The sequence below is a fragment of the Streptomyces sp. NBC_00690 genome, from assembly GCF_036226685.1.
Lineage (GTDB): Bacteria > Actinomycetota > Actinomycetes > Streptomycetales > Streptomycetaceae > Streptomyces.
The window spans coordinates 2,588,686-2,608,215 of record NZ_CP109009.1; the positions used below are offsets into that span (position 1 = coordinate 2,588,686).

General features: G+C 70.4%; 15 protein-coding genes. 9 read left to right on the top strand and 6 right to left on the bottom strand.

All coding sequences use genetic code 11. The features are described 5' to 3' along the window. Positions 1-42: 42 nt before the first annotated feature. Together OID54_RS11440 and OID54_RS11445 are read right to left on the bottom strand one after the other, a co-directional pair. Complete coding sequence (locus tag OID54_RS11440) at positions 43-1,467, bottom strand: PepSY-associated TM helix domain-containing protein (protein WP_329017766.1); 1,425 nt, start codon at positions 1,465-1,467, stop codon at positions 43-45. Positions 1,468-1,511: 44 nt separating this feature from the next. Next, positions 1,512-2,150, bottom strand: coding sequence for a hypothetical protein (locus OID54_RS11445; protein ID WP_329017768.1), 639 nt, complete (start codon positions 2,148-2,150; stop codon positions 1,512-1,514). A gap of 147 nt (positions 2,151-2,297) precedes the next feature. On the opposite strand from OID54_RS11445, the gene OID54_RS11450 reads away from it, so the two are divergent. Both OID54_RS11450 and OID54_RS11455 read left to right on the top strand, forming a co-directional pair. Then, entirely contained in the window at positions 2,298-3,293 is a 996-nt protein-coding gene (locus OID54_RS11450; RefSeq protein WP_329017770.1) for an NAD-dependent epimerase/dehydratase family protein, read from the top strand. Between the two features lie 277 nt (positions 3,294-3,570). Beyond that, positions 3,571-3,855, top strand: a complete 285-nt coding sequence (locus OID54_RS11455; protein ID WP_329017773.1) for a putative quinol monooxygenase — start codon at positions 3,571-3,573, stop codon at positions 3,853-3,855. Here the strand turns inward: OID54_RS11455 and OID54_RS11460 are convergent. Continuing rightward, a complete protein-coding gene (locus tag OID54_RS11460) occupies positions 3,847-5,988 on the bottom strand; it encodes an MMPL family transporter (RefSeq protein WP_329017776.1) in 2,142 nt (713 codons plus the stop codon). The two genes, OID54_RS11455 and OID54_RS11460, sit on opposite strands and share 9 nt — an antisense overlap. 255 nt (positions 5,989-6,243) lie before the next feature. Between OID54_RS11460 and OID54_RS11465 the strand changes: the two genes are divergently transcribed. The 3 genes from OID54_RS11465 to OID54_RS11475 all read left to right on the top strand — a co-directional run bounded on the left by OID54_RS11465 (position 6,244) and on the right by OID54_RS11475 (position 9,889). Next, positions 6,244-7,506, top strand: a complete 1,263-nt coding sequence (locus OID54_RS11465) for a sensor histidine kinase (RefSeq protein WP_329017779.1) — start codon at positions 6,244-6,246, stop codon at positions 7,504-7,506. Further along, positions 7,491-8,138 (top strand): response regulator transcription factor, encoded by a 648-nt coding sequence (locus tag OID54_RS11470; protein WP_329017783.1) that lies wholly within the window; start codon positions 7,491-7,493, stop codon positions 8,136-8,138. Before OID54_RS11465 ends, OID54_RS11470 begins: the two co-directional genes overlap by 16 nt. Before the next feature lie 245 nt (positions 8,139-8,383). Then, entirely contained in the window at positions 8,384-9,889 is a 1,506-nt protein-coding gene (locus OID54_RS11475; RefSeq protein WP_329017785.1) for a DUF1996 domain-containing protein, read from the top strand. A gap of 140 nt (positions 9,890-10,029) precedes the next feature. Here the strand turns inward: OID54_RS11475 and OID54_RS11480 are convergent, their stop codons facing one another. Beyond that, positions 10,030-10,536, bottom strand: coding sequence for a hypothetical protein (locus OID54_RS11480; RefSeq protein WP_329017788.1), 507 nt, complete (start codon positions 10,534-10,536; stop codon positions 10,030-10,032). Between the two features lie 117 nt (positions 10,537-10,653). Here OID54_RS11480 and OID54_RS11485 point away from each other — a divergent pair, with 117 nt between their 5' ends. Further along, positions 10,654-13,746 carry an alpha-N-acetylglucosaminidase gene (locus OID54_RS11485; RefSeq protein ID WP_329017789.1) on the top strand — a complete coding sequence of 1,031 codons (3,093 nt, stop codon included), beginning with the start codon at positions 10,654-10,656 and terminating at the stop codon, positions 13,744-13,746. A 72-nt stretch (positions 13,747-13,818) separates the two neighbouring features. Here OID54_RS11485 and OID54_RS11490 read toward each other — a convergent pair whose 3' ends face one another. Then, positions 13,819-14,640, bottom strand: coding sequence for an alpha/beta fold hydrolase (locus OID54_RS11490; protein ID WP_329017791.1), 822 nt, complete (start codon positions 14,638-14,640; stop codon positions 13,819-13,821). 75 nt (positions 14,641-14,715) lie between these two features. After that, the gene (locus OID54_RS11495; RefSeq protein ID WP_329017794.1) at positions 14,716-15,381 is read right to left on the bottom strand and encodes a DUF4097 family beta strand repeat-containing protein; all 666 of its coding nucleotides are present in this window, start codon (positions 15,379-15,381) and stop codon (positions 14,716-14,718) included. A gap of 236 nt (positions 15,382-15,617) precedes the next feature. On the opposite strand from OID54_RS11495, the gene OID54_RS39180 reads away from it, so the two are divergent. From OID54_RS39180 to OID54_RS11515, 3 genes are all read left to right on the top strand, one after another. Then, positions 15,618-16,403 (top strand): helix-turn-helix domain-containing protein, encoded by a 786-nt coding sequence (locus OID54_RS39180; RefSeq protein WP_443055563.1) that lies wholly within the window; start codon positions 15,618-15,620, stop codon positions 16,401-16,403. A 100-nt stretch (positions 16,404-16,503) separates the two neighbouring features. Beyond that, positions 16,504-18,387, top strand: coding sequence for a hypothetical protein (locus OID54_RS11510; RefSeq protein WP_329017798.1), 1,884 nt, complete (start codon positions 16,504-16,506; stop codon positions 18,385-18,387). A gap of 152 nt (positions 18,388-18,539) precedes the next feature. After that, entirely contained in the window at positions 18,540-19,313 is a 774-nt protein-coding gene (locus OID54_RS11515; protein ID WP_329017801.1) for a TetR/AcrR family transcriptional regulator, read from the top strand. Positions 19,314-19,530: the final 217 nt, after the last annotated feature.

Consider the following 19,530-nt stretch of genomic DNA (forward strand, 5'->3'; position numbering starts at 1 on the left):
GAGAGCTGCTCGTGACATCGACCCATCGGTGTCACCTGGGTCTCATCCTGTGGAGGCGGGGGCGCGGAGCTTCTGTGCCCATCCGACCGCCAGATCCAGCACCAGGAAGGCGACCAGGGTGATCCCCAGCAGGGGGACGAACCATCCGACGAGTGCGGTGACCGCGATCAGCGGCAGCAGGACGACGAGCGGCACCCGGCGCCAGGTGCCGCGCGGGATCGGCCGACCGACGCCGAGCTTGTGGTCCTTGGTGGGGCGGCGCAGCCACCACATCCGGTAGCCCCAGAAGGTGAGCAGGATGACCGCCACCATCAGCAGGGCCAGGGCCAACTGGTTGGCGAGGCCGAGGAAGACGCCCATGTGCGCGTCGATGCCGAAGCGCGTCAGCTGGGCGAGGACCGGATAGTCGGCGAACCGCAGGTCGTCGATGACCTTGCCGTCGGCCGGGTCCACGGCCACGGAGTCCAGGTGGATGGGGAAGGTGGCGTCGGTCTCCCTGATGACGTAGCCGGTGCCCTCACCGGGGAGCACGATCGTCATCTTGCCGTCGATCCCCACGGCTCGTGCCGACTCCAGCGCCTTGTCGATGCCGACGTCCGCCCCGTGGTGTTCACCGCCGTGGCCCGCGCCGTGACCATCATGGTCCCCGCCGCCACCGGCGCCCGGAGTGATCTCCGCGGAGACGGCGGGCGTCGCGCCGCCCAACTGGTCCTGGACCGCGCCGATGTTCTCACCCGCGTACCGGGACCAGGTCAGTCCGGTCGCGGAGAGCATGACCAGGCCGATCGTCGCCCACAGGCCGATGGTTCCGTGCCAGGAGAGCGTCCTGCGACGGCCCTTGGCCCCGCGCTCCGGAACGAGCAGTGCGCGCTTGTTGCGGCGGCGGCGCCCCAACCAGAGCAGGAGCCCACCGAGGGCGACGACCCAGAGCCAACTGGCGGCCAGTTCGCTGTAGTGGCGGCCGAGGTCGCCGAGGTGGAGATCACGGTGGAGCTCGTCGATCCAGGTGCGCACCGGTAGGGCCCCCGAGCTGCCGTAGGAGGCGAGCGATCCGCGCACCTCGGCGGTGTAGGGGTCGACGAACACGGCGAGGGACTTGCCCACCTCGACCTTGGGGGTGCTCATCAGGACCCGGGTGGTGGCTCCGTCCTCGGAGCTGGGCCAGACGGCGGTCACCGTGCCGTCGGGACGTGCCGCCTGGGCCGCCTTGACCTGGTCGGCGAGCGGCAGGACTCGGTCGCCGACCGGGGCCTCCAGCTCATGGCTGTAGATGATCTTCTCGGCTTCGAAGGAAAGGGCGTACAGCAGTCCGCTAGCGGCGGCTATCAGCAGCAGTGGAGCCACCAGCAGGCCGGCGTAGAAGTGGATGCGCAGAACGAGGGGTCGCAGTGCACTCCAGGTGGAGGAGCTGGCTGCGGTCTCCTGCTCGGTCTCGGTGCTGCCCTGGACAGGGACGTCAATGGCCATGGTCATCCTGGGGAGTTGGTGTGACATGGGGGATCGGCCCCAGGTCAGACGGTTGCTCCAGGGGCCGTGGCGCGAGACGACGACAGGGCGGGCGGGCCACGGCGCACCACGGTGTGGCCGAGGAGGACGGTCGGCCTGCGGATGAGGGGTACCCGCCGCACCGGTGCGGGCCGCGGGCGCTGTGGCAGGGGCACGACGGCGAGCAGCAGCCGCAGCGGGGTGAAGGCGAACGCGGTGGCGGTGCGGGTCAGCCGGAAGAAGGCGGATTCGCCGTGGGCGAGCCACAGTGCGCAGAAGGCGGCTGCGGCCAGGTGTGCGGCGAGCATGGTCGCCGAGGACTGGCCAGGCGATCCGGCCTCGACCGGCACCGCGGTGGCCAGGTGGTCCATCGAGGCCATGTGGTGGCTGGTCGGTGGTGCCGCCCGATGGGTCTGGGCGAGGCTGAAGAACAGGTGCAGCGCGCCTTGCATGGCGAGCAGTCCGAGGCCGATGGAGAGTGCGCCGCGGCGTCGGCCGGCGGCGAGCCAGGCACAGCCGGCGGTCACGGGAACGGCCGGAAGTAGCACCAGGAGCGGTAGGTCATGACCAGATGTGAACGAATGCCCCATCGCAGCCAAGGAGCTGCAGATCGCCGCGAAGAGTGCGGCTCGCAGGGCGCGCAGTGGCGACCGGACATCCGTCATGGTGCGCACATGCTGCCATCCCCCGGGCGGGTGCGGGAGAGGTGGGAGTGATCCGATCTCAGCGAAGAGGCAGGCGGGGGCGGCGGGGGCGCTCTTCTGGCAGCAGAATCCCTGTTCACCGTGGGGACAGAGGTGCACAGTCGACCCATGCGACTTCTGATTTTGGGTGGTACCGAGTTCGCCGGTCGGGCCGTGGTGGATGCGGCGCTGGTACGTGGCTGGGAAGTGACGGTCTTTCACCGGGGCAGGCACGAGGCTCCGCCCGGGGTGACGGAGCTGCTGGGCGACCGGACCGAACCGAACGGCTTGGCCGCCCTCGCCGAAGGCACCTGGGACGCGGTGGTCGACACCTGGTCGGCCGCGCCCACCGTGGTGCGGGACTCGGCCCGGTTGTTGGCCGACCGGGTGGGGCGCTATGTCTATGTGTCGAGTTGTTCGGTGTACGCCTGGCCTCCGGTGGCCGCCCGCGATGAGTCGGCACCGCTGGTGGACGCGACGCCCGATGCGGTGGACGTGCCGTACGAACAGGCCAAGCGCGGCGGGGAGTTGGCCGCGCTGGACGCGTTCGGCGCGGACCGCACGCTACTGGTCCGGCTGGGTCTGCTGTTGGGGCCGCGGGAGAACGTGGGGCGGCTGCCGTGGTGGTTGGAGCGGATCGCCCGAGGAGGTCCGGTCCTTGCGCCCGGTCCACGGGAGACTCCGTTGCAGTTCATCGATGTGCGGGACTTCGCGGAGTGGACCCTGTCGGCGGCAGCGGCGGGTCTGGGCGGTGCGTACAACCTGGTGAGCCCGCCCGCGCATTCGACGATGGAGGAGTTGTTGACGGAGTGCGTCCGGGTCACGGGGTCGACGGCCGAGCTGCGCTGGACGGACCCGGCGCCGATCCTGGCGGCGGGTGTCGCGCCGTGGAGCGGTCTGCCGATCTGGGTGCCGCAGACGGAGGCCGCCGAGCTCCACCGGGCGGTGTACGGGCTGGAGGTGACGAAGGCGTTGGACACCGGTCTGTCCTGCCGGCCGGCCGTGGAGACGGTCGCCGACACCTGGTCGTGGATGCAGTCGATCGGGGGCAGTGCGCCGCTGCGAGAGGACCGTCCGGCAGTGGGGCTCGATCCGTCGGTGGAGGCGCAGCTCCTCGGGGTGTGAGGCGGCCCGGAGTTCCGCGGCTGTCGCCTGGGCTTCGGGCGCGGCCCGCGGCCCCGGCGCACTGAAAGCCTCGGCCCTCCCGCGGACGGGTCGTGGGGTGCGGATGCCGATCGTCGCGCGCTGGACGCCGGCGCCACCGGCCGGATCTTGCACTCCACGGTCGGGCCGGACGACCGCACGAGCCCCTCCCGCCGATGAGTTCCTGCCTCCCGTACGGTCTCGTTCCCATGGGCCGGGACCGCTCCGGCCGTTCGTGCGCTGTGCAAGGAGGAATTCCATGGTGATCGTGTCCGGTTGGCTGCGGGTCGACCCGCTCGTCCGGGACGCCTATGTGACCGGGTGCCGAAAGGTCGTGATCGCGGCCCGAACCGCACCCGGCTGTCAGGAGTTCGTGATCGCGGCCGACCTGTTGGAGGACGATCGGGTCATCGTGTACGAGCGGTGGGCATCCGACGCGGAGCTGGCCGAGTTCCGGGGTTCGGGGCCGGACCCGGACCAGTCCGCGGCGATCTTGGAGGCACAGGTCCAGCAGTACCGGGTGGCCGCGGTCGAATCAGCGTGACGGCTCTCGTCCCGCCGCCATCGGGGCGGGCTCGTCACCGTGCTCCATCCGTGGCAGTCGGCGCAGCATCCTGGGCGTACGCCAGTTGCGCTCGCCCAGCAGGGCCATCACCGACGGCAGCAGCACCATGCGGACCACGGTCGCGTCCAGGAGCACGGCGACGGCCAGCCCGACGCCCATCTGCTTCATGTCCTGCATGGAGAGCGTGCCGAACACCGCGAACACGGCGACCATGATGGCTGCGGCTCCCGTCACCGCGCCCGCGGTACGACGGATGCCTTCGCCGATCGCTGTCTGGGTGTCGGCCCCGCCGTCCCAGGCTTCCCGGATGCGGGAGACCACGAAGACGTGGTAGTCCATCGACAGTCCGAAGAGCACCACCAGGACGAACAGGGGCAGCCAGCTCTGGATCGCGCCCACCGCCTCCGTACCCAGGAGGGCGGCGCCAACGCCGTGTTGGAAGACGGCGACCATCACTCCGTAGGCGGCGGCCACCGACAGCAGATTGAGCACGATCGAGGTCAAGGCGATGACGTAGGAGCGGAAGCAGAACAGCATCAGGAGGAAGGTCACGGCCGTGATGAAGAGGAAGACGGGCACGATGCCGCGCCTGAGCTGCTGGTTGTAGTCGACGGACTCGGCGAGTGAGCCGGTGACGTGGACGTCTGCTCCCGTGCCGTCGAACGCTGCCGGTAGCCGTTGCTCGCGGAGTTCGGTCAGCGCCTGCCGGGAGCGTGCGTCACTACCGTTGCCCGCGAGCGGCACATCGATCTGCGCCACATCGTGCTCGCGGTCCACGGTGACCCGGTCGAAGCCGGCCAGGGCGGCGCGTACCGGTGGGGCGGTGATGTCGTTCGCCCGCACCACCACCCGTGCCGGCTCGGGGCCGCCGGGGAAGGCGTCGGTGATGCGCTGGTAGGCGACGGAGAGCGGTGAGTCGGAGCCGAACTGCTTCTCCATGCCGAGTTGCTCGGTCTTCATCCCGATCGCGGGGGCCGCGAGCGCCAGCAGGGTGAGGACGCCGAGGGCGGCGAAGAGCTTGGGCCGCGCCAGTACGGGCGTGAGGACCGCTCCTGCGAAGGCGCCGCCGCTTCCGTGTGCCCGGGCGCGCCGACGGCCCAGCAGCGGTATCCGGCCGGCGTCGACGCGGTCCCCCAGCCAGGACAGCAGTGCGGGCAGCACGGTGACCGAGCCGAGCATCGCGATGAGGACGACAAGGATGGTGGCGAGTGCGAACCCCTCGAACAGCATCAGACCGGACAGGAACATGCCCGCCATCGCCACCATCACGGTGACCCCGGAGATCAGCACGGCCCGACCGCTGGTGGCGGCGGCGATCCGCAGCGCGGTCTCGGCGTCGCGGCCGGCGGCTCGCTCGTCGCGCTCCCGCCGCAGGTAGAACAGGCAGTAGTCCACACCGACGGCCAGTCCCATCAGGAACATGACCGAGTAAGTCGTCTGGAAGAGGTGCAGTTGGTGGCTGGCCAGGGACAGCAGCCCGAAGGCTGCCAGGCATGCGGTCAGCGCCAGCCCGACGGGGAGCAGCGCGGCGACGACCGCTCCGAATGCGACCAGCAGAATGCCCAGTGCCAGGGGTACGGCGGTGAGTTCAGCCCGTTGGAAGTCGTCGGTGAGCAGATCACCGAGCCGCTTGTCCGCGCTGGCGTCGCCGAACTGGTGCAGTTCGACGTCCCGGTGGCTCTGGTCCACCTCGCGCACGGCGTCGAGCACGGGCTGTACCCGGTCCCCCGCGGTGGTGGGATCGCCTGCCATCTCCAGCCGGATCAGCGCCTCGCGTCCATCATCGGACGCCAACGGCGGCTCCACCTTCCTGACGTCGTCGCTCGCCTTGAGCACGGCCGTGACCTCGGTCGCCGCGGTCCGCCATCCTCCGGCCGTTTCGGCGCTGACCAGGATGAGTTCTCCTGCCGGTCGGTCCAGACCGGCGTCCTCCAGGATCTTCTGGGCTCGCGCCGAGTCCCCGGCTCCCGCTTCCGAGTCCGACATCTCGACGATGCCGGCCGCACCGCCGGCCACGGCGGACAGCACGACGAAGAGCAGCCAGCCGACGATGGCCGCCGTGCGGTGGTGCGCGCTCCACACACCGATGCGAGCCGCGAGATTGCGTCTCATGACGTTCAGTCCCCCCAGGGGTCGGGCCGAGATGGGCACCGGGCCTTGGCGACGGAGCCGATGGGCCCGTGCCGTTCGACGACGACGCTAGAAACCCGCGGCGCTCTCCCCCAGCCGTCGAACCCCCCGTTCGCGGAGCCAAAAGGCGAGGGTGTGGGGTGGTGCCAGCACCACCCCACGGCCGGGGGCAGGGCCCAGTGACCTGATCGGGCCCGCGGGCCAGACTGCTCACCACGGGGACGAGGAGGGGGATCCATGAACGCCACGACGGTGCGTGCGTCGCTGCTCGCCGGTGCCAGGGGACTGGCCCTGACCCTGATGGCACTCATCGGTTCGATCACGCTGTTCGTGCTGACCGTGGTGTCCCTGGCCCTGACCGTGGTGGGGATCGGAGTCCTGACCACCCCCGCGGTGTTGGCGCTGGTAAGGGCCCATGCCAATCAGCGCAGGCGACTGGCGGCCGATTGGAGCGGGGTGCTGATACCGGCCGGGTACCGGCCGCTGCCACGGGATGTGCGGCGGGGTGTGACGGGTCAGGTGGAGCGCTGTGCGCACTTGCTGCGGGACCCGGCGACCTGGCGGGATGTGCAGTGGCTGTTCGTGGACTCCACGGCCGGTGCGACCGTCGCCGTCGTGGCCCCTGGCCTGTTCGCCCACGGTGTCTTCGGGCTGTTGCTGCCCCTGGGCCTGTGGAAGCCGCTGGTGTCGTCGCAGCACACCTTCTGGTACACGTTCGTACCCGTGGGCGGGGCCAGTACGGCGGTGGCCGCGGCGCTGGTGGGTGTCGCGCTGATCGGCATCGGGTTCAGGTACAACTCCCTCCTGGTGCGGACCCACTTCACGATCGCCGGACTGTTGGCGCCGAGCCGGGCCGCTCTGGAACAGCGCATCGGTCGGCTGACCGAGACCCGGCACGACGCACTGGACTCCTCGGCGGCGGAGCTGCGCCGTATCGAACGCGATCTGCACGACGGCGCCCAGGCCCGGCTGGTGGCGGTGGGGATGAACCTGAGCGCGGTGGAGGCGCTGATCGAGCGTGATCCGGCGCAGGCGAAGGAGTTGATCGGCCGGGCCCGGGCGACCTCGGCCGAGGCGCTGGCGGAGCTTCGGGACCTGGTCCGCGGCATCCATCCTCCGGTACTGGCGGAACGGGGCCTCGGGGATGCGGTGAAGGCGCTCGCGCTGCGGCTGCCGCTGCGGACCGAGGTGGACGTGGAACTGACGGGCCGCGCCGACGCACCGGTGGAGTCGGCGGCCTACTTCGCGGTGAGCGAGGCGCTCGCCAATGCGGTGAAGCACTCGGGTGCGGATCGGATCTGGGTGGACATCAGCCATGGGACGGGCGGCCTGCGGATCGCCGTCACCGACAACGGCAGGGGCGGCGCCTCGCCGGCATCCGGGTCGGGGCTGAGCGGACTGGAACGCAGGCTCGGCACCTTCGACGGGGTGCTCGCCGTCTCCTCCCCGGTGGGCGGACCGACGATGGTCACGATGGAGATCCCGTGCGCGTTGTCCTAGCCGAAGACCTCTTCCTGTTGCGCGACGGCCTCGTGCGGCTGTTGGAGGCGTACGGCTTCGACATCGTGGCCGCCGTGGAGAGCGGCCCGGAGCTCACCGAGGCGTTGGCCGAGGGGAAACCCGACATCGCCGTGGTCGACGTACGTCTCCCGCCCTCCCACACGGACGAGGGCCTCCAGTGCGCGCTGGCGGCACGGCGCGCCAGACCGGGTCTGCCGGTGCTCGTCTTGTCCCAGCACGTGGAGCAGTTGTACGCGCGAGAACTCCTCGCGGACGGGGACGGCGGGGTCGGCTACCTCCTCAAGGACCGGGTCTTCGACGCCGACCAGTTCATCGACGCCGTGCGCAGGGTGGCGGCGGGGGGCACGGCCATGGACCCGCAGGTGATCTCCCAACTGCTCACCCGGCGCTCGAACGACCGGCCCCTGGGGGGATTGACCCCGCGCGAGTGGGACGTGATGGAGCTGATGGCACAGGGGCGTTCGAATGCGGCGATCGCCTCCCAGTTGGTCGTCACCGAGCGCGCGGTGGCCAAACACACGTCCAACATCTTCGGAAAGCTCGGGCTCCCGGTGTCCGACGACGACAACCGGCGGGTGCTCGCCGTGCTGGCGTATCTGGACCGGGGCTGAGAGAGCCGGCACGGCTCCGGCACTCGCAAGAGCCGGGGGGCGACCCGGCTCCGACCGTCCGCCTCACACCGGACCACTTTGTTCATTGGTGTCGGTTTTGACGCTGTACCTTCCTCCGAATTCCACTCCGGGGTGAACACCCCCGCGGCCCGGTCCGTATGGAACGGCGCGCTTCTCCCTCTGCCGGGGAACCTGCGAGAACCCTCAAACGACCATCTCCCCGGCGACGAAGCAGAGGAGTTCCCTTGGGACGCAAGACGAGAAAACGCTCGAAGCTGGCGAACCGTGCGATCGTTTCGACGTTGGCGCTGATCCTGGGCGGAGGTGGGCTGGTAGCCGTCAATGTGAACGCCTCCGCGGGTGAAGGCCGCTCCGGCCAGAAGGCGCAGAACCCCTACGCCGGACGGCAGGTGTCGACCATCGACTGCCCCGAGGTCGCGGACGGGCTGCCACGCGAGATGCCGCCTCCGGCACGGGCCGAGGTGGACCGCGAAATGGCGGCGATGGACACCCAGATCGCCGATGCCTACCAGCGGTTCGACGAGCGCAGAGAGCAGGTCCAGAGCGATCCTGCGGTCGCCGATGAGACGATCCTCGACCCGTTGCAGGACGACCGCCGAAAGAGCATCGACCGGATCGTCGCCGCCATCGAACGCAACGGCGCGCAGCCCCGGGGCATGCAGGGCATGGCGGCGTGCACCATGCGTACGGCTGCTGGCGATGACGATGAAGATGACGCCGACGACGATGACGACGACAACGAGGTGAAGGGCAACCGCCCCGGCGGTGGCAACGGGAACGGGAACCGTCCCCCGAACCGCCCCCGTCCACCCGGCAACGGTCAGGGCGGCAGCGGCCAGAGCGGGAACGGCCCGGTGCGCTCCGACTTCGTCGACATCCGTTCCGTACGCCCCAATGTGCAAAGCGCCCAACAGCGCCGGGGCTCCTCCCGGGGCACGTTCTCGTCCAACTGCGGCGTGAACGCGGCCGGCCTGTTCAACTCCGACAATGTGATCGTCGCCCCGGGCGTCTCCAATGGAGCGCACCACATGCACGACTACATCGGGAACCAGGGCAACGACGCCTTCGCGAGCGACGAGGACCTGGCAAGGGCCCGTACGACCTGTAGCAACCGCGGGGACCGGTCCTCCTACTACTGGCCCGTCCTGCGGGTGCAGAACGGTCGGGCCGAGAGCGACGCCAACCAGGACGGTGGCGGCAGGGACAAGAACGTCGGCGAGATCCAGACGCCGACCCAGGTGACCCTGTCCTTCCGCGGCAGCGCGGTCGGCAAGGTCACCGCAATGCCCCGATTCCTGCGCATCATCACCGGCGACGCCAAGGCGTTCGTCAACGGTCCGGGCAATGCCAACGCCTCCTGGAGCTGCACCGGCTTCGAGGACCGCCAGTTGAAGGACAAGTACCCGATCTGCCCGAGCGGCAGCCAAGTGGTGCGGACCTTCAACTTCCAAAGCTGCTGGGACGGCCGGAACACCGACAGTGCGAACCACCGCACCCATGTGGCCTTCGCCGACCGCAACGGCCGCTGTGGTCAGGGCTTCAAGGCGATCCCCCAACTCGTCCAGCGGATCGTCTACAAGGTTCCGCCGGGGCCGGGCTTCGCCGTGGACTCCTTTCCGGAGCAACTGCACAAGCCGGTCACCGACCACGGCGACTTCATCAACGTCTTCGACAGGAAGTTGATGGATCGCATGGTCGGCTGCATCAACCGGGGCGAGAAGTGCCGGTGATCTGAGCAGGCCGGATCGGCCCCTCTTGGCGCGGGGGCCGATCCGGCCATCCGGCATGACCGGACCGTGGTACGCCCGGTCCACGATCCTCACGGCACACCCGGCGCCGCCGTTCGGCGGCGCCCCCCAGTCCTGCGCGGTCAGCTCCCATGGTCCGAATGGTCATCGCTCCCCCCACCACCACTCCCCCCACTTCCTCCTGAGTGGTGGAGCGAACCGCTTTCGACCGTGCCCCCGAGCCGACCGCGCAGCGCCGTAATCACCTTCTCGTCGCCCACGGCGACCCAGCGGCTGCCCACGAGGTAGGTGCCCCCGTAGTCCTTGGCCTCGGTGATCCATTCGTGGAGTCCATGGTCGGTGGCGAAGGTCGTCAGCACATACCTGCCGTCGGACGTGGTGCAGTTCGCCTGTCGCAGTTCCTCCGCGTCCGTCTGGACGTTCGGTGTGCAACTCGCCCGCGCCGCCAGCTGCTCCAGGGTGCCGACGGCCGGCGCGGGAGAGCTCGCGCGCCGTGAGGGCGCACTGTCGCCGTCGCCACGCCGACCGCCGTCACCGCCCGAGGAACACCCTGTGATGAGCGCGAGTGCCACAACTGCCCATGCCGTACGGGCCGTACGCCCGCGCCGGATCTTCGTCCTCGTCCGCATCCGGCCATCGTGCCCCCGCACCGCGCTTCCCCGCGGGCGAACGCCGAGTAACGTGCGCCACGCGCGCACCTACTGTCACTGCGCGATCACGGATACGGGTCAGCCGGAGGAATCCTGATGTCCGAACTGTCGAGACGTACGGTCCTGGGCACCGCGGGAGCCATCGGCGCGGGAGCGGCACTCGCCGGCCCCGCCCCCGGCGCCGCGGCGCTGACCCGGCACCCGGTGCGCCGGGCCCTCTTCAGCACTGCTCCGGCGCTCACCGCGCTACGGCGACTCCTCCCGGACCACGCCGACCAGTTCCGGCTCACGGCGATCGAGGGCGCCGAACGATTCAAGGTCACCGGCACCACCGGTCGGATCGAGGTCTCGGGCACCTCCCCCGCCGTACTGCTCACCGGTGTCCACTGGTACCTCAAGTACGTATGCCGCGCCCAGATCTCCTGGTCGGGCAGCCAGGTCGACCTGCCCGTCGTGCTCCCCGCGCCCCGTAGGGCCTTGGAGCAGCGGGCGACCGTGCCGCACCGCTTCGCCTACAACGACACCCACGACGGCTACACCGCCCCCTACGCCGACTGGGCGCGCTGGGAACGCCTGATCGACGTCCTCGCCCTGCACGGCTGCAACGAAGTCCTGGTCACCCCCGGGCAAGAGGCCGTCTACCACCGACTGCTCAAGGACTTCGGCTACTCGGACACCGAGGCCGACACCTGGCTACCGGCCCCCTCCCACCAGCCGTGGTGGCTGCTCCAGAACATGAGCGAGTACGGCGGCCCGGTGTCCCCCGCGCTGCTGGCGGCCCGCACGGAACTCGGGCGCAAGATCGTCGATCGGCTGCGCCAACTGGGCATGCGGCCGGTGCTGCCCGGATACTTCGGGACCGTCCCCGACGGCTTCGCCGCCCGCAACCCGGGCGCCCGGGTCATCCCGCAGGGCACCTGGAACGGGCTGCCCCGACCCGACTGGCTCGATCCACGGACCACCGTCTTCACGGAGATCGCCGCCGCCTACTACCGCCACCAGACGGAACTGTTCGGCGACATCGACTACTTCAAGATGGACCTGCTGCACGAGGGCGGCACCGCAGGTGACGTACCCGTCGCGGATGCGGCCCGCGCGGTCGAGACCTCCCTGCGCACCGCCCGCCCCGAGGCGACCTGGGTGATCCTCGGCTGGCAGTCCAACCCCCGCCCGGCGCTGCTGGACGCGATCGACACCGATCGGGTGCTGATCGTGGACGGCCTGTCCGACCTGGACACGGTCACGGACCGGGACGCGGAGTGGGGCGGCGCGCCCTACGCCTTCGGCACGATCCCCAACTTCGGTGGCCGGACCACGATCGGAGCGAACACCGACCGCTGGACGGCCAAGTTCACCGCCTGGCGCGACAAACCGGGCAGTGCCCTGGTGGGGACCGCGTACATGCCGGAGGCGGCCGAACGGGACCCGGCCGCCCTGGAACTCTTCAGCGAGCTCGCCTGGCGCACGGAGCCCATCGACCGGGCCGCCTGGTTCGCCGAGTACGCCACCATCCGCTACGGCGGCGACGACCCGGCGGCGAAAGCGGCCTTCGCAGCGCTGGCCACGACCGCGTACCAGCTCACCAGCACCGACGGCCGCCCCTTCGACTCCCACTTCGGCCGCCGGCCCAACCTCACATCGGCCATCGGCACGGCCTTCGACCCGGCCGCCTTCGACCGGGCCCTGGAGCAGCTCCTCAAGGTCCGCCCCGAACTGCGCGACAACGACGCCTACCGCCACGACCTCACCGACGTGGCCCGCCAGGCGCTCGCCAACCGCTCCCGTACGCTCCAACTCCCCCTGCGCGCGGCCTACGCCGACAAGGACGTGGAGACCCTGAAGGCGCTGTCGGCCCTCTGGTTGAAGCTGATGCGGCTCAGCGACACCATGGCCGGCTGCCACCGCTTGTTCCTCCTCGGGCCGTGGTTGGAGGACGCCAAACGGTTCGCGACCAGCCCCGAGGAGGCCGTGGAGCTCGAACGCACCGCCCGTGTCCTCGTCACGACCTGGGGCGACCGGGTGGTGGCCGGCCACTTGAGCAACTACGCCAACCGGGACTGGCACGGACTGCTCGCCGACGTCCACGTACCGCAGTGGGAGGCGTACCTCGCCGAACTCGTCGCCGCGCTGAGCGAGAACCGCGCCCCCAAGGCGATCGACTGGTACGCGGCCGAGGAGGCATGGACCAAGGACCGGCGCACCTATCCGGTCCGCCCGACCGGAGACGCCCACCGCACGGCCCAGCGGGTGCTGGAGACCCTCACCACCGCGCCCTACCAAGGCTTCGCCTCGGTGAGCGTGGACCCGCCCGCGTTCACCCCGGGCAGTTCCGGGACCGTGACGGCCTCCTTCCGCAACCTCAACGGGTTGCGGGCCACCGGAGCCGTCGACTTCGACCTGACCGTCGACGGCGTCACGCCCGAACCGCAGGGCCCCACATCGGTGGCATCGGTGGCGGCGGGCGGCACCGGAACCGTCTCCTGGCGGGTCACCGCACCCACCGAGCCGCTCACCGCGCCCTTGCGTCCACTGCCCTACTCCCTGCGCACCCGGTACGGGCCCCAGGACGAGGACCGGGTGTCGGTGACCCAACAGGGGGCGGTGCACATCGCCGCGCCGCTGGACTCCCCGTGGCGCACGTTCACCAGCAATGCTGCGGTCTTCGGTCAGTTCGAGCAGCGCTTTGCCATCAACGGCGCGGGCCACGACCTGTGGCGGGGTACGGCCCAGTTCGGGACCGCCTACCGGGAGGGCGTACTGCGCCAGGGCACGAGCGTGACGCTTCGGGTGGACTCCCAGGACCGGACGGCCAGTTGGGCGCGCGCCGGCATCATCGTGCGCAATCGGCTGGGCACCCCCGGCGATCCGGGGTTCGCCAATCTGGCGGTGACTCCGGGCCAGGGCGTGGCGCTGTCCTACGACTCCAACGGCGACGGCACGCTCGACACCTACCGGCGGATCACGGGGGTGAAGGCTCCCGTGCTCCTGCGGCTCACGCGCGGGGCGGGGACCTCGCTCACGGGGGCCTGCTCGGTGGACGGAGGCGCCACCTGGCGGACGGTGGCGACGGTCTCGGTGGCGGGCGCGGCATCGAGCCAGGACGTGGGGTTCTTCATGACGGCCATAAACGGAGGCAGCGGCGCACGTGGGACGGTCAACTTCAGCGGCTGGGAGGTCACCGGCGGCTGAAGTACCGCTGCTACCCGATCCACTGCACCGCCTGCTTCCCGCGCTGCTCGTTGCCATGGCACTGGCGGGTCGTCAGCGGCGGCCCCCGTGGTCCGGGGCGGCGACCTCGCGTACGGCGTCGGCGACGGCTGGGGAGTCCTTCCTCAGGATCGTCCCGTGGTTACTGGCGACCTTCGCGCCGATCTGGATGTTCGGGTTGCGGACGACCACCTCATCGAGGCTGGTGCGCAGCTGTTCCTGCTCGTCCCCCTTGCTTCCGAAGGAGACCCCCGAAGCGACCACGTACCGCGTCGGGACGGTGATGGAGTCCAGCACGGGGCCCAGTTCGCCCAGACGGGAGAGCTCGCCCAGTTCGATGTTGCTGTCCGCCATCTGTTCGGCGGTCATCCTCGGGGCCAGGCCGGTCGGGCGCAGCAACGGCAGGAACCAGTTCATGCGCCGGAACAGCTTCCGCACCCGCCGTTCCATGGCCTCGTCCAGCCAGTCCGCGGGGTACGCGCCGTCCACCATGACCGCGCCCAGGGTCCGGTCCGGGTTCCGGCTCGCCCAGTGGGCCGCGACGACTGCTCCGTAGGACCAGCCCACCACCAGCGCCCGGTCCACGCCCCTGGCCGCAAGGACGGCATCGACGTCCCGGACGGCGGCCTCGAAGGAGTAGTCCGCCGAGCGTTTCGACTTCCTGCCGCGCGCCCGCTCGTCATAGGTGATGTGGCGCCACCCCGTCCCCAGGTCGGCTATGACCCGCCGCCAGTGCCACTGGGTGGAGAACTGCCCGTTGAGGTAGACCACCGGGATGCCGGGGCCTCCGGTGTCGGTGACGGCCAGGGCCGTATCGTCGACCGGCACCATGCCGGTCCACGCCGCAGCGTTCGATGAGGTGCTGTCCTTCGTCATGGGTTCCACCTGTTCGCGTGAGTCGGGGGTCGGGTCCTGTCTGGTGCTGCACCTTCGGAGGCTGGTCCTGCGCCTTCAGAGGCTGCGGGCGGTGATGTCGCCGTGGGAGGTGGTGGCGCGGATGTCGAGTCCGGTGGTGCCGTCGTTCTTGAGGGCGTTGCTGATGCGGCCGTAGTCGGTGTTGGCTTCCAGGGCGGCCGAGACGCCGGCGGCGGCGCCGACCGCGATGTCACCGGACTGGGTGCGGAGCACGACCGTGCCACCCACGGCCTCGGTGATGCGGATGTCGCCGCGTGCGGTGCTGATCTCCGCGGAGCCGTTGAGCCGGCCGATCTCGATGTCGCCTTCGATCGCGGCGAGTTGGACGCTCCCAGCCTCGTCGATCTTGATCTTTCGGTACGCACCTTCGAAGTCGACGTCGCCGAGGCGTCCGACGCCACGGAGTTCGGCGCTGGCGGCCCTGGCCTCGATGCGGGATCCGGCGGGCAGTTGAACGGTGACCTCCAGGGACCCGGAGGGGCCGAAGGACCGGGTGCCGGGTGTCGGGGCCGTGATCCGCAGGACCCCGTCGGCATAGGTGACGGTGGTCCGCTCGGCGGCCTTGTTGTCGTGGCTCTTGGCGGGGTCGGCGGGCAGGACCTCGACGGTGGTGTCGGCACGGTCCGCGGCGATGAAGCGGATGCGTCCGGCGGGGATGTTCAGGACCGCGGAGATCGGGGCGGTGGTGTCGAACTTCTGCATTGCGCTCTCCCATGTTCGTTCACGTTTTCCAACAACGGAAACGCTACGTTGCTTTCCAATCCCAAGCAACAGCCTTGTTGCACTGAAGAAGCATCTTTGCAGCTAGAGAGCATGCAACTGTTGCAATGATTTCAGCGATAACGCAACGAGAAGAGGCAACTCATTGCAATGGCGAGAGAGCGAACGCTACAGTGGGCCACCAGTGACCACCGCGCAGGACCATCGAGGAGAACGCGATGCCGGGAGGCAGACTCACCCAGCAGGAACGCCAGCAGATCGCGCTGGGGCTGGCCGACAGCCTCGCCTACGCCGAGATCGCCAGACGTCTGGACCGTCCGACCTCGACGATCACGCGTGAGGTGATGCGCAACGGCGGCCCCACGGCCTACCGCGCCGACCTGGCCCACCGCGCCACGGAACGCCGCGCGCACCGCAGGCCCGCATCCTCCCGGGGATCGGGGGCAGTGGCTCCCCAGTCGTACGGACGCGACCCCGAGGCGGTGGCCGAGTACGAGGAGACGTTCACCACCACCCTCATGGCAACCGGCCTGCCCAAGATGATGGCCCGGGTGCTGACGTGCCTGTACATCAGCGACGCGGGCAGCCTCACCGCATCCGACCTGGTCCAGCGCCTCCAGGTCAGCCCGGCTTCGGTCTCCAAGGCGATCACCTTCCTAGAGGGTCAGAGCCTTGTGCGCCGAGAGCGCGACGAGCGGCGCCGCGACCGGTACGTCGTCGACGACGACCTCTTCTACCAGGCGACGATCGCCAGCGCCCGTTCCAATGACCAACTCGTCCGAGCCGCACGCGAAGGGGTCGCCGTCCTCGGCCCCCACACCCCCGCCGCCAACCGGTTGGAGAACGTCGCGCGCTTCCTGGACTTCATCAGCGAGAGCATCATCCGCGCCGCCGAACAGGGGCGCGAAGTCCTCCACAGCACATCCGGCCCGACCTCAGCCGACACCGGCCGACCAGGTCCGGACCGCTCCCCGTCGAATGCCCCGGGCGGCACCCGATCGTGAATCACCCACCGGGAGCGACCCTGATGGGGCTGTTGGGGTGGGTGATTCGCCAGCCACCCCCCGTGGGTGACCATACGACGATTCGCTCGTTCAGCTGAACGTGCGCTCACAGGACACCATCCCCTCGCCCGGGACCTCCCTCGAACTCGAACACGCCGAGGCCGCCCTCGTCGAGCACTACCCCCGGCTCGTACGCATCGCCTATCTCGTGCTGCCACCCTCGCTCAGCCGCAACCGCCGCGTCCTGACCTCCCACTCCCTCGTGCAGCGCTCGCTACCGCGCGGCCGGGTCGACGAAGGCGGCAGCGGCTACGCGTATCTGCGGGCACGGGTGATCGAGCAGGCGTTGGCAGCCGGGCTGCCGCTCAGTTGGTCCGCCCGCCCCCGTCGCGCCCAGCTCCCACCGCTGCTGCCCCGGATCTGGGGACTGCGGGTGTTCCCCCGCTCGGGCGGCGCCGATGAACTCGCCCTCGACCGACGTCTCGCCCGGCTCTCCGGGCCGGCCCGCGCCGCGTACGTACTACGGCAGTTGGAGGGCCTGGACGAGGACGAGGTGCGGCAGGTGCTGCACACCGCAGGGGCGCAGGACACGGATGCGGCCGTCACTGACGCCGCCGCAACCCACCGGGCCGACCCCCGGGCCGGGGCCCTGTTGTCGTCGACGGAGTTCGACCCCTGCTCGCTCCAGGTCCGGCCGCCCGATCTGATCCGCCGCCGCCAGCACGCCCGGGCCGCCGTGGTGGGCGCCGCCGCGCTCGCGGTGTGCGGTGCGCTCCTCGGGATGCCGGGTGAGGGATGGGGGCAGCGTGGTGCTGCGGCCCCGCCGTACACCCGTAACCCCGCCGCCGAGCGGGCCTTGGACCCCGAGCGGTTGGTACGGGTCTCACCCACGGTGTGGCGGCAGTCGTCCCGACTGGACTTCTCGGTGTGGCCGGCGCGCGGGGAACTGGCCGAGGACCGCTCGCTCCTGGGGCGCGCCCTGAGCGTGTGGGCGCGCCCGGGCCGTTCGGTGCGGGTGTCGGCGACCCCGGCCACGCCCCCCGGGCCGCCGGTGGGCCCCGCCCATCTGCTCTACGCGGGCCTGGTGGACGAGGTCCGGGTGGTGCTGCTGCACGACGGTCTGCGGGTGGTCCGCTATGCCGAGCCGACCGGTTCGACCCGGGGTGCGGCACTGGACTTCGCCAGGACCGATGGGGCGGAGGCCCTGTCGTCGGACGCGCTCGTGGTGGGACGCACGGACGGGAACGTCCGCTACTTGACGGCTCCCTGGGTACAGAAGGTGTCCGTACGGGACCTCCTCGCCCCGGCCGTCGATGCCCGGTTGCTGCCTCGGGATGCGCACGGGGTGACCCGACCGCTGCCGAGCCCGGCGCAGGCCCGCACCTGCCGGACGTGGGAGACGCTGGAGATCGCGGACGGAACGGTGGACCGGTTCCTGACCGATCTGGGCGAGTTGACTCCGGCCCGGCTCACCTTCGGCCCGCCGACGGCCCCGCAGGACGTGCGCCCACGGACATCACTGCCGGTCTGGGCATCGACGGCCTGTCTGCTGCCGGAGGTCCGGGGCCGCGGTGTGCGCACGGTGAACCTCTGGCGCTATGCGCAGCAGCCGTTGCCCCGGTCGGCCGGCACCGCGTCCTGGCTGTGTCTGCGTGCGGAGACCTGGCGCGGTCGGGGCAGTCGGGTGTTGGCCCAGTTCCAGGCGCCCGGGGCGCCGATGGGTGCGGTGGTGGCGCGGTCCGACGACTCCGCGGCCTGTGGGGTACGCGATCCGAAGGCGCTCGCGGGTGTGGTGTGGCGGTCGCCGGCGGGCGATTGGTATGTGCTGGCGGCGGGCAGTGACCGGTTCACCTCGCTCGCGGCGACGGGCGGGGTCACCGCTCGGGCGCGCGGACGGCTCCTGGCGATCCGCGCACGCCAGGGCACACGGGCCGAGTTGACGGGCGTCCTGCTCAACGGCGCCCGGGTGGGCGCCTTGGGCTGATGGGTTCGGAGGGAGCGGCGATCCACCCGTACCCACGGCGTTCCGGAACACTGAATGCCCGGGGGCGGAAGGTGCTTCTAGCACATGCCCGCGTCCCCAACATCGGGCCACCTATAGAACACATGCGCGTATGGCATCGGTAGGGTGTTCGCATGACCACCGGGGTTCGCCGCAGGATGGGTGTCGAGGAGCGCAGACAACAGCTGATCGGCGTTGCGTTGGAGCTGTTCAGTTCGCGCTCACCCGACGAGGTGTCCATCGATGAGATCGCCGCCGCGGCCGGCATCTCCCGACCGTTGGTCTACCACTACTTCCCCGGCAAGCAGAGTCTGTACGAGGCGGCGCTGCGACGCGCGGCCGACGACCTGGCCGGCCGGTTCGTGGAACCGCAGGAAGGCCCCCTCGGCACACGGCTGCTGCGGGTCATGACCCGCTTCTTCGACTTCGTGGACCACCACGGCCCCGGTTTCTCCGCGCTCATGCGCGGCGGCCCGGCCATCGGCTCCACCACAACCAACGCAATGATCGACGAGGTGCGGCAGGCCGCGTACGAACAGATCATGAGCCACCTGGGCATCGAGTCCCCACCGGTTCGACTGACCCTGGTGGTGCGCTCATGGGTGGCGCTCGCCGAATCGACCGCGCTGCTCTGGCTGGACGGGCGGAAGATCCCGCGCGCCGAGTTGGAGCTGCAGTTGGTGCACGACTTCGGCGCCCTGTGCGCAGTGAGCGCGGCGTACGACGACGAGATGGCACGGGTGATCGTCGACATGCTCGCCAAGGAGCCGGGGCAGGGGCCGTTCGCGGATCTGTTGGAGCGCCTGTTGGCGTTCGCCCCCGCGGCAGCCGTCACCGTGGACGTCACCACCAGCCCGGCAAGCGCCGACGTCGCGGACGATACGGTTCCAGCGCCGCGCAACGGCTGACCCTCTCTACCGGCCACCGGCCGGGAGGGAGCAGGCGAGCGGCCTTGGCCTTGAACGCGCCGGATATTGATCCTCGCCGCTAGCGCCCTCGTAAAGGGGTACCCCTTCCCCACCCGGCTTCCCGCCACCCTCAGGCACGGGGTGGACCGGGGTCGGGACCGGCTCACAACCGCACTCGACGGCGCTGAAGGCTCCGTACGCGCGCCCTGCGGAAGAC

Excerpts from the sequence above, each read along its gene's own strand:
- OID54_RS11490 (WP_329017791.1), bottom strand. The coding sequence starts at position 14,640 with ATGACGAAGGACAGCACCTCATCGAACGCTGCGGCGTGGACCGGCATG.
- OID54_RS11485 (WP_329017789.1), top strand. The coding sequence starts at position 10,654 with ATGTCCGAACTGTCGAGACGTACGGTCCTGGGCACCGCGGGAGCCATC.
- OID54_RS11440 (WP_329017766.1), bottom strand. The coding sequence starts at position 1,467 with ATGGCCATTGACGTCCCTGTCCAGGGCAGCACCGAGACCGAGCAGGAG.
- OID54_RS11460 (WP_329017776.1), bottom strand. The coding sequence starts at position 5,988 with ATGAGACGCAATCTCGCGGCTCGCATCGGTGTGTGGAGCGCGCACCAC.
- OID54_RS39180 (WP_443055563.1), top strand. The coding sequence starts at position 15,618 with ATGCCGGGAGGCAGACTCACCCAGCAGGAACGCCAGCAGATCGCGCTG.
- OID54_RS11450 (WP_329017770.1), top strand. The coding sequence starts at position 2,298 with ATGCGACTTCTGATTTTGGGTGGTACCGAGTTCGCCGGTCGGGCCGTG.
- OID54_RS11495 (WP_329017794.1), bottom strand. The coding sequence starts at position 15,381 with ATGCAGAAGTTCGACACCACCGCCCCGATCTCCGCGGTCCTGAACATC.
- OID54_RS11465 (WP_329017779.1), top strand. The coding sequence starts at position 6,244 with ATGAACGCCACGACGGTGCGTGCGTCGCTGCTCGCCGGTGCCAGGGGA.
- OID54_RS11480 (WP_329017788.1), bottom strand. The coding sequence starts at position 10,536 with ATGCGGACGAGGACGAAGATCCGGCGCGGGCGTACGGCCCGTACGGCA.
- OID54_RS11515 (WP_329017801.1), top strand. The coding sequence starts at position 18,540 with ATGACCACCGGGGTTCGCCGCAGGATGGGTGTCGAGGAGCGCAGACAA.
- OID54_RS11445 (WP_329017768.1), bottom strand. The coding sequence starts at position 2,150 with ATGACGGATGTCCGGTCGCCACTGCGCGCCCTGCGAGCCGCACTCTTC.
- OID54_RS11455 (WP_329017773.1), top strand. The coding sequence starts at position 3,571 with ATGGTGATCGTGTCCGGTTGGCTGCGGGTCGACCCGCTCGTCCGGGAC.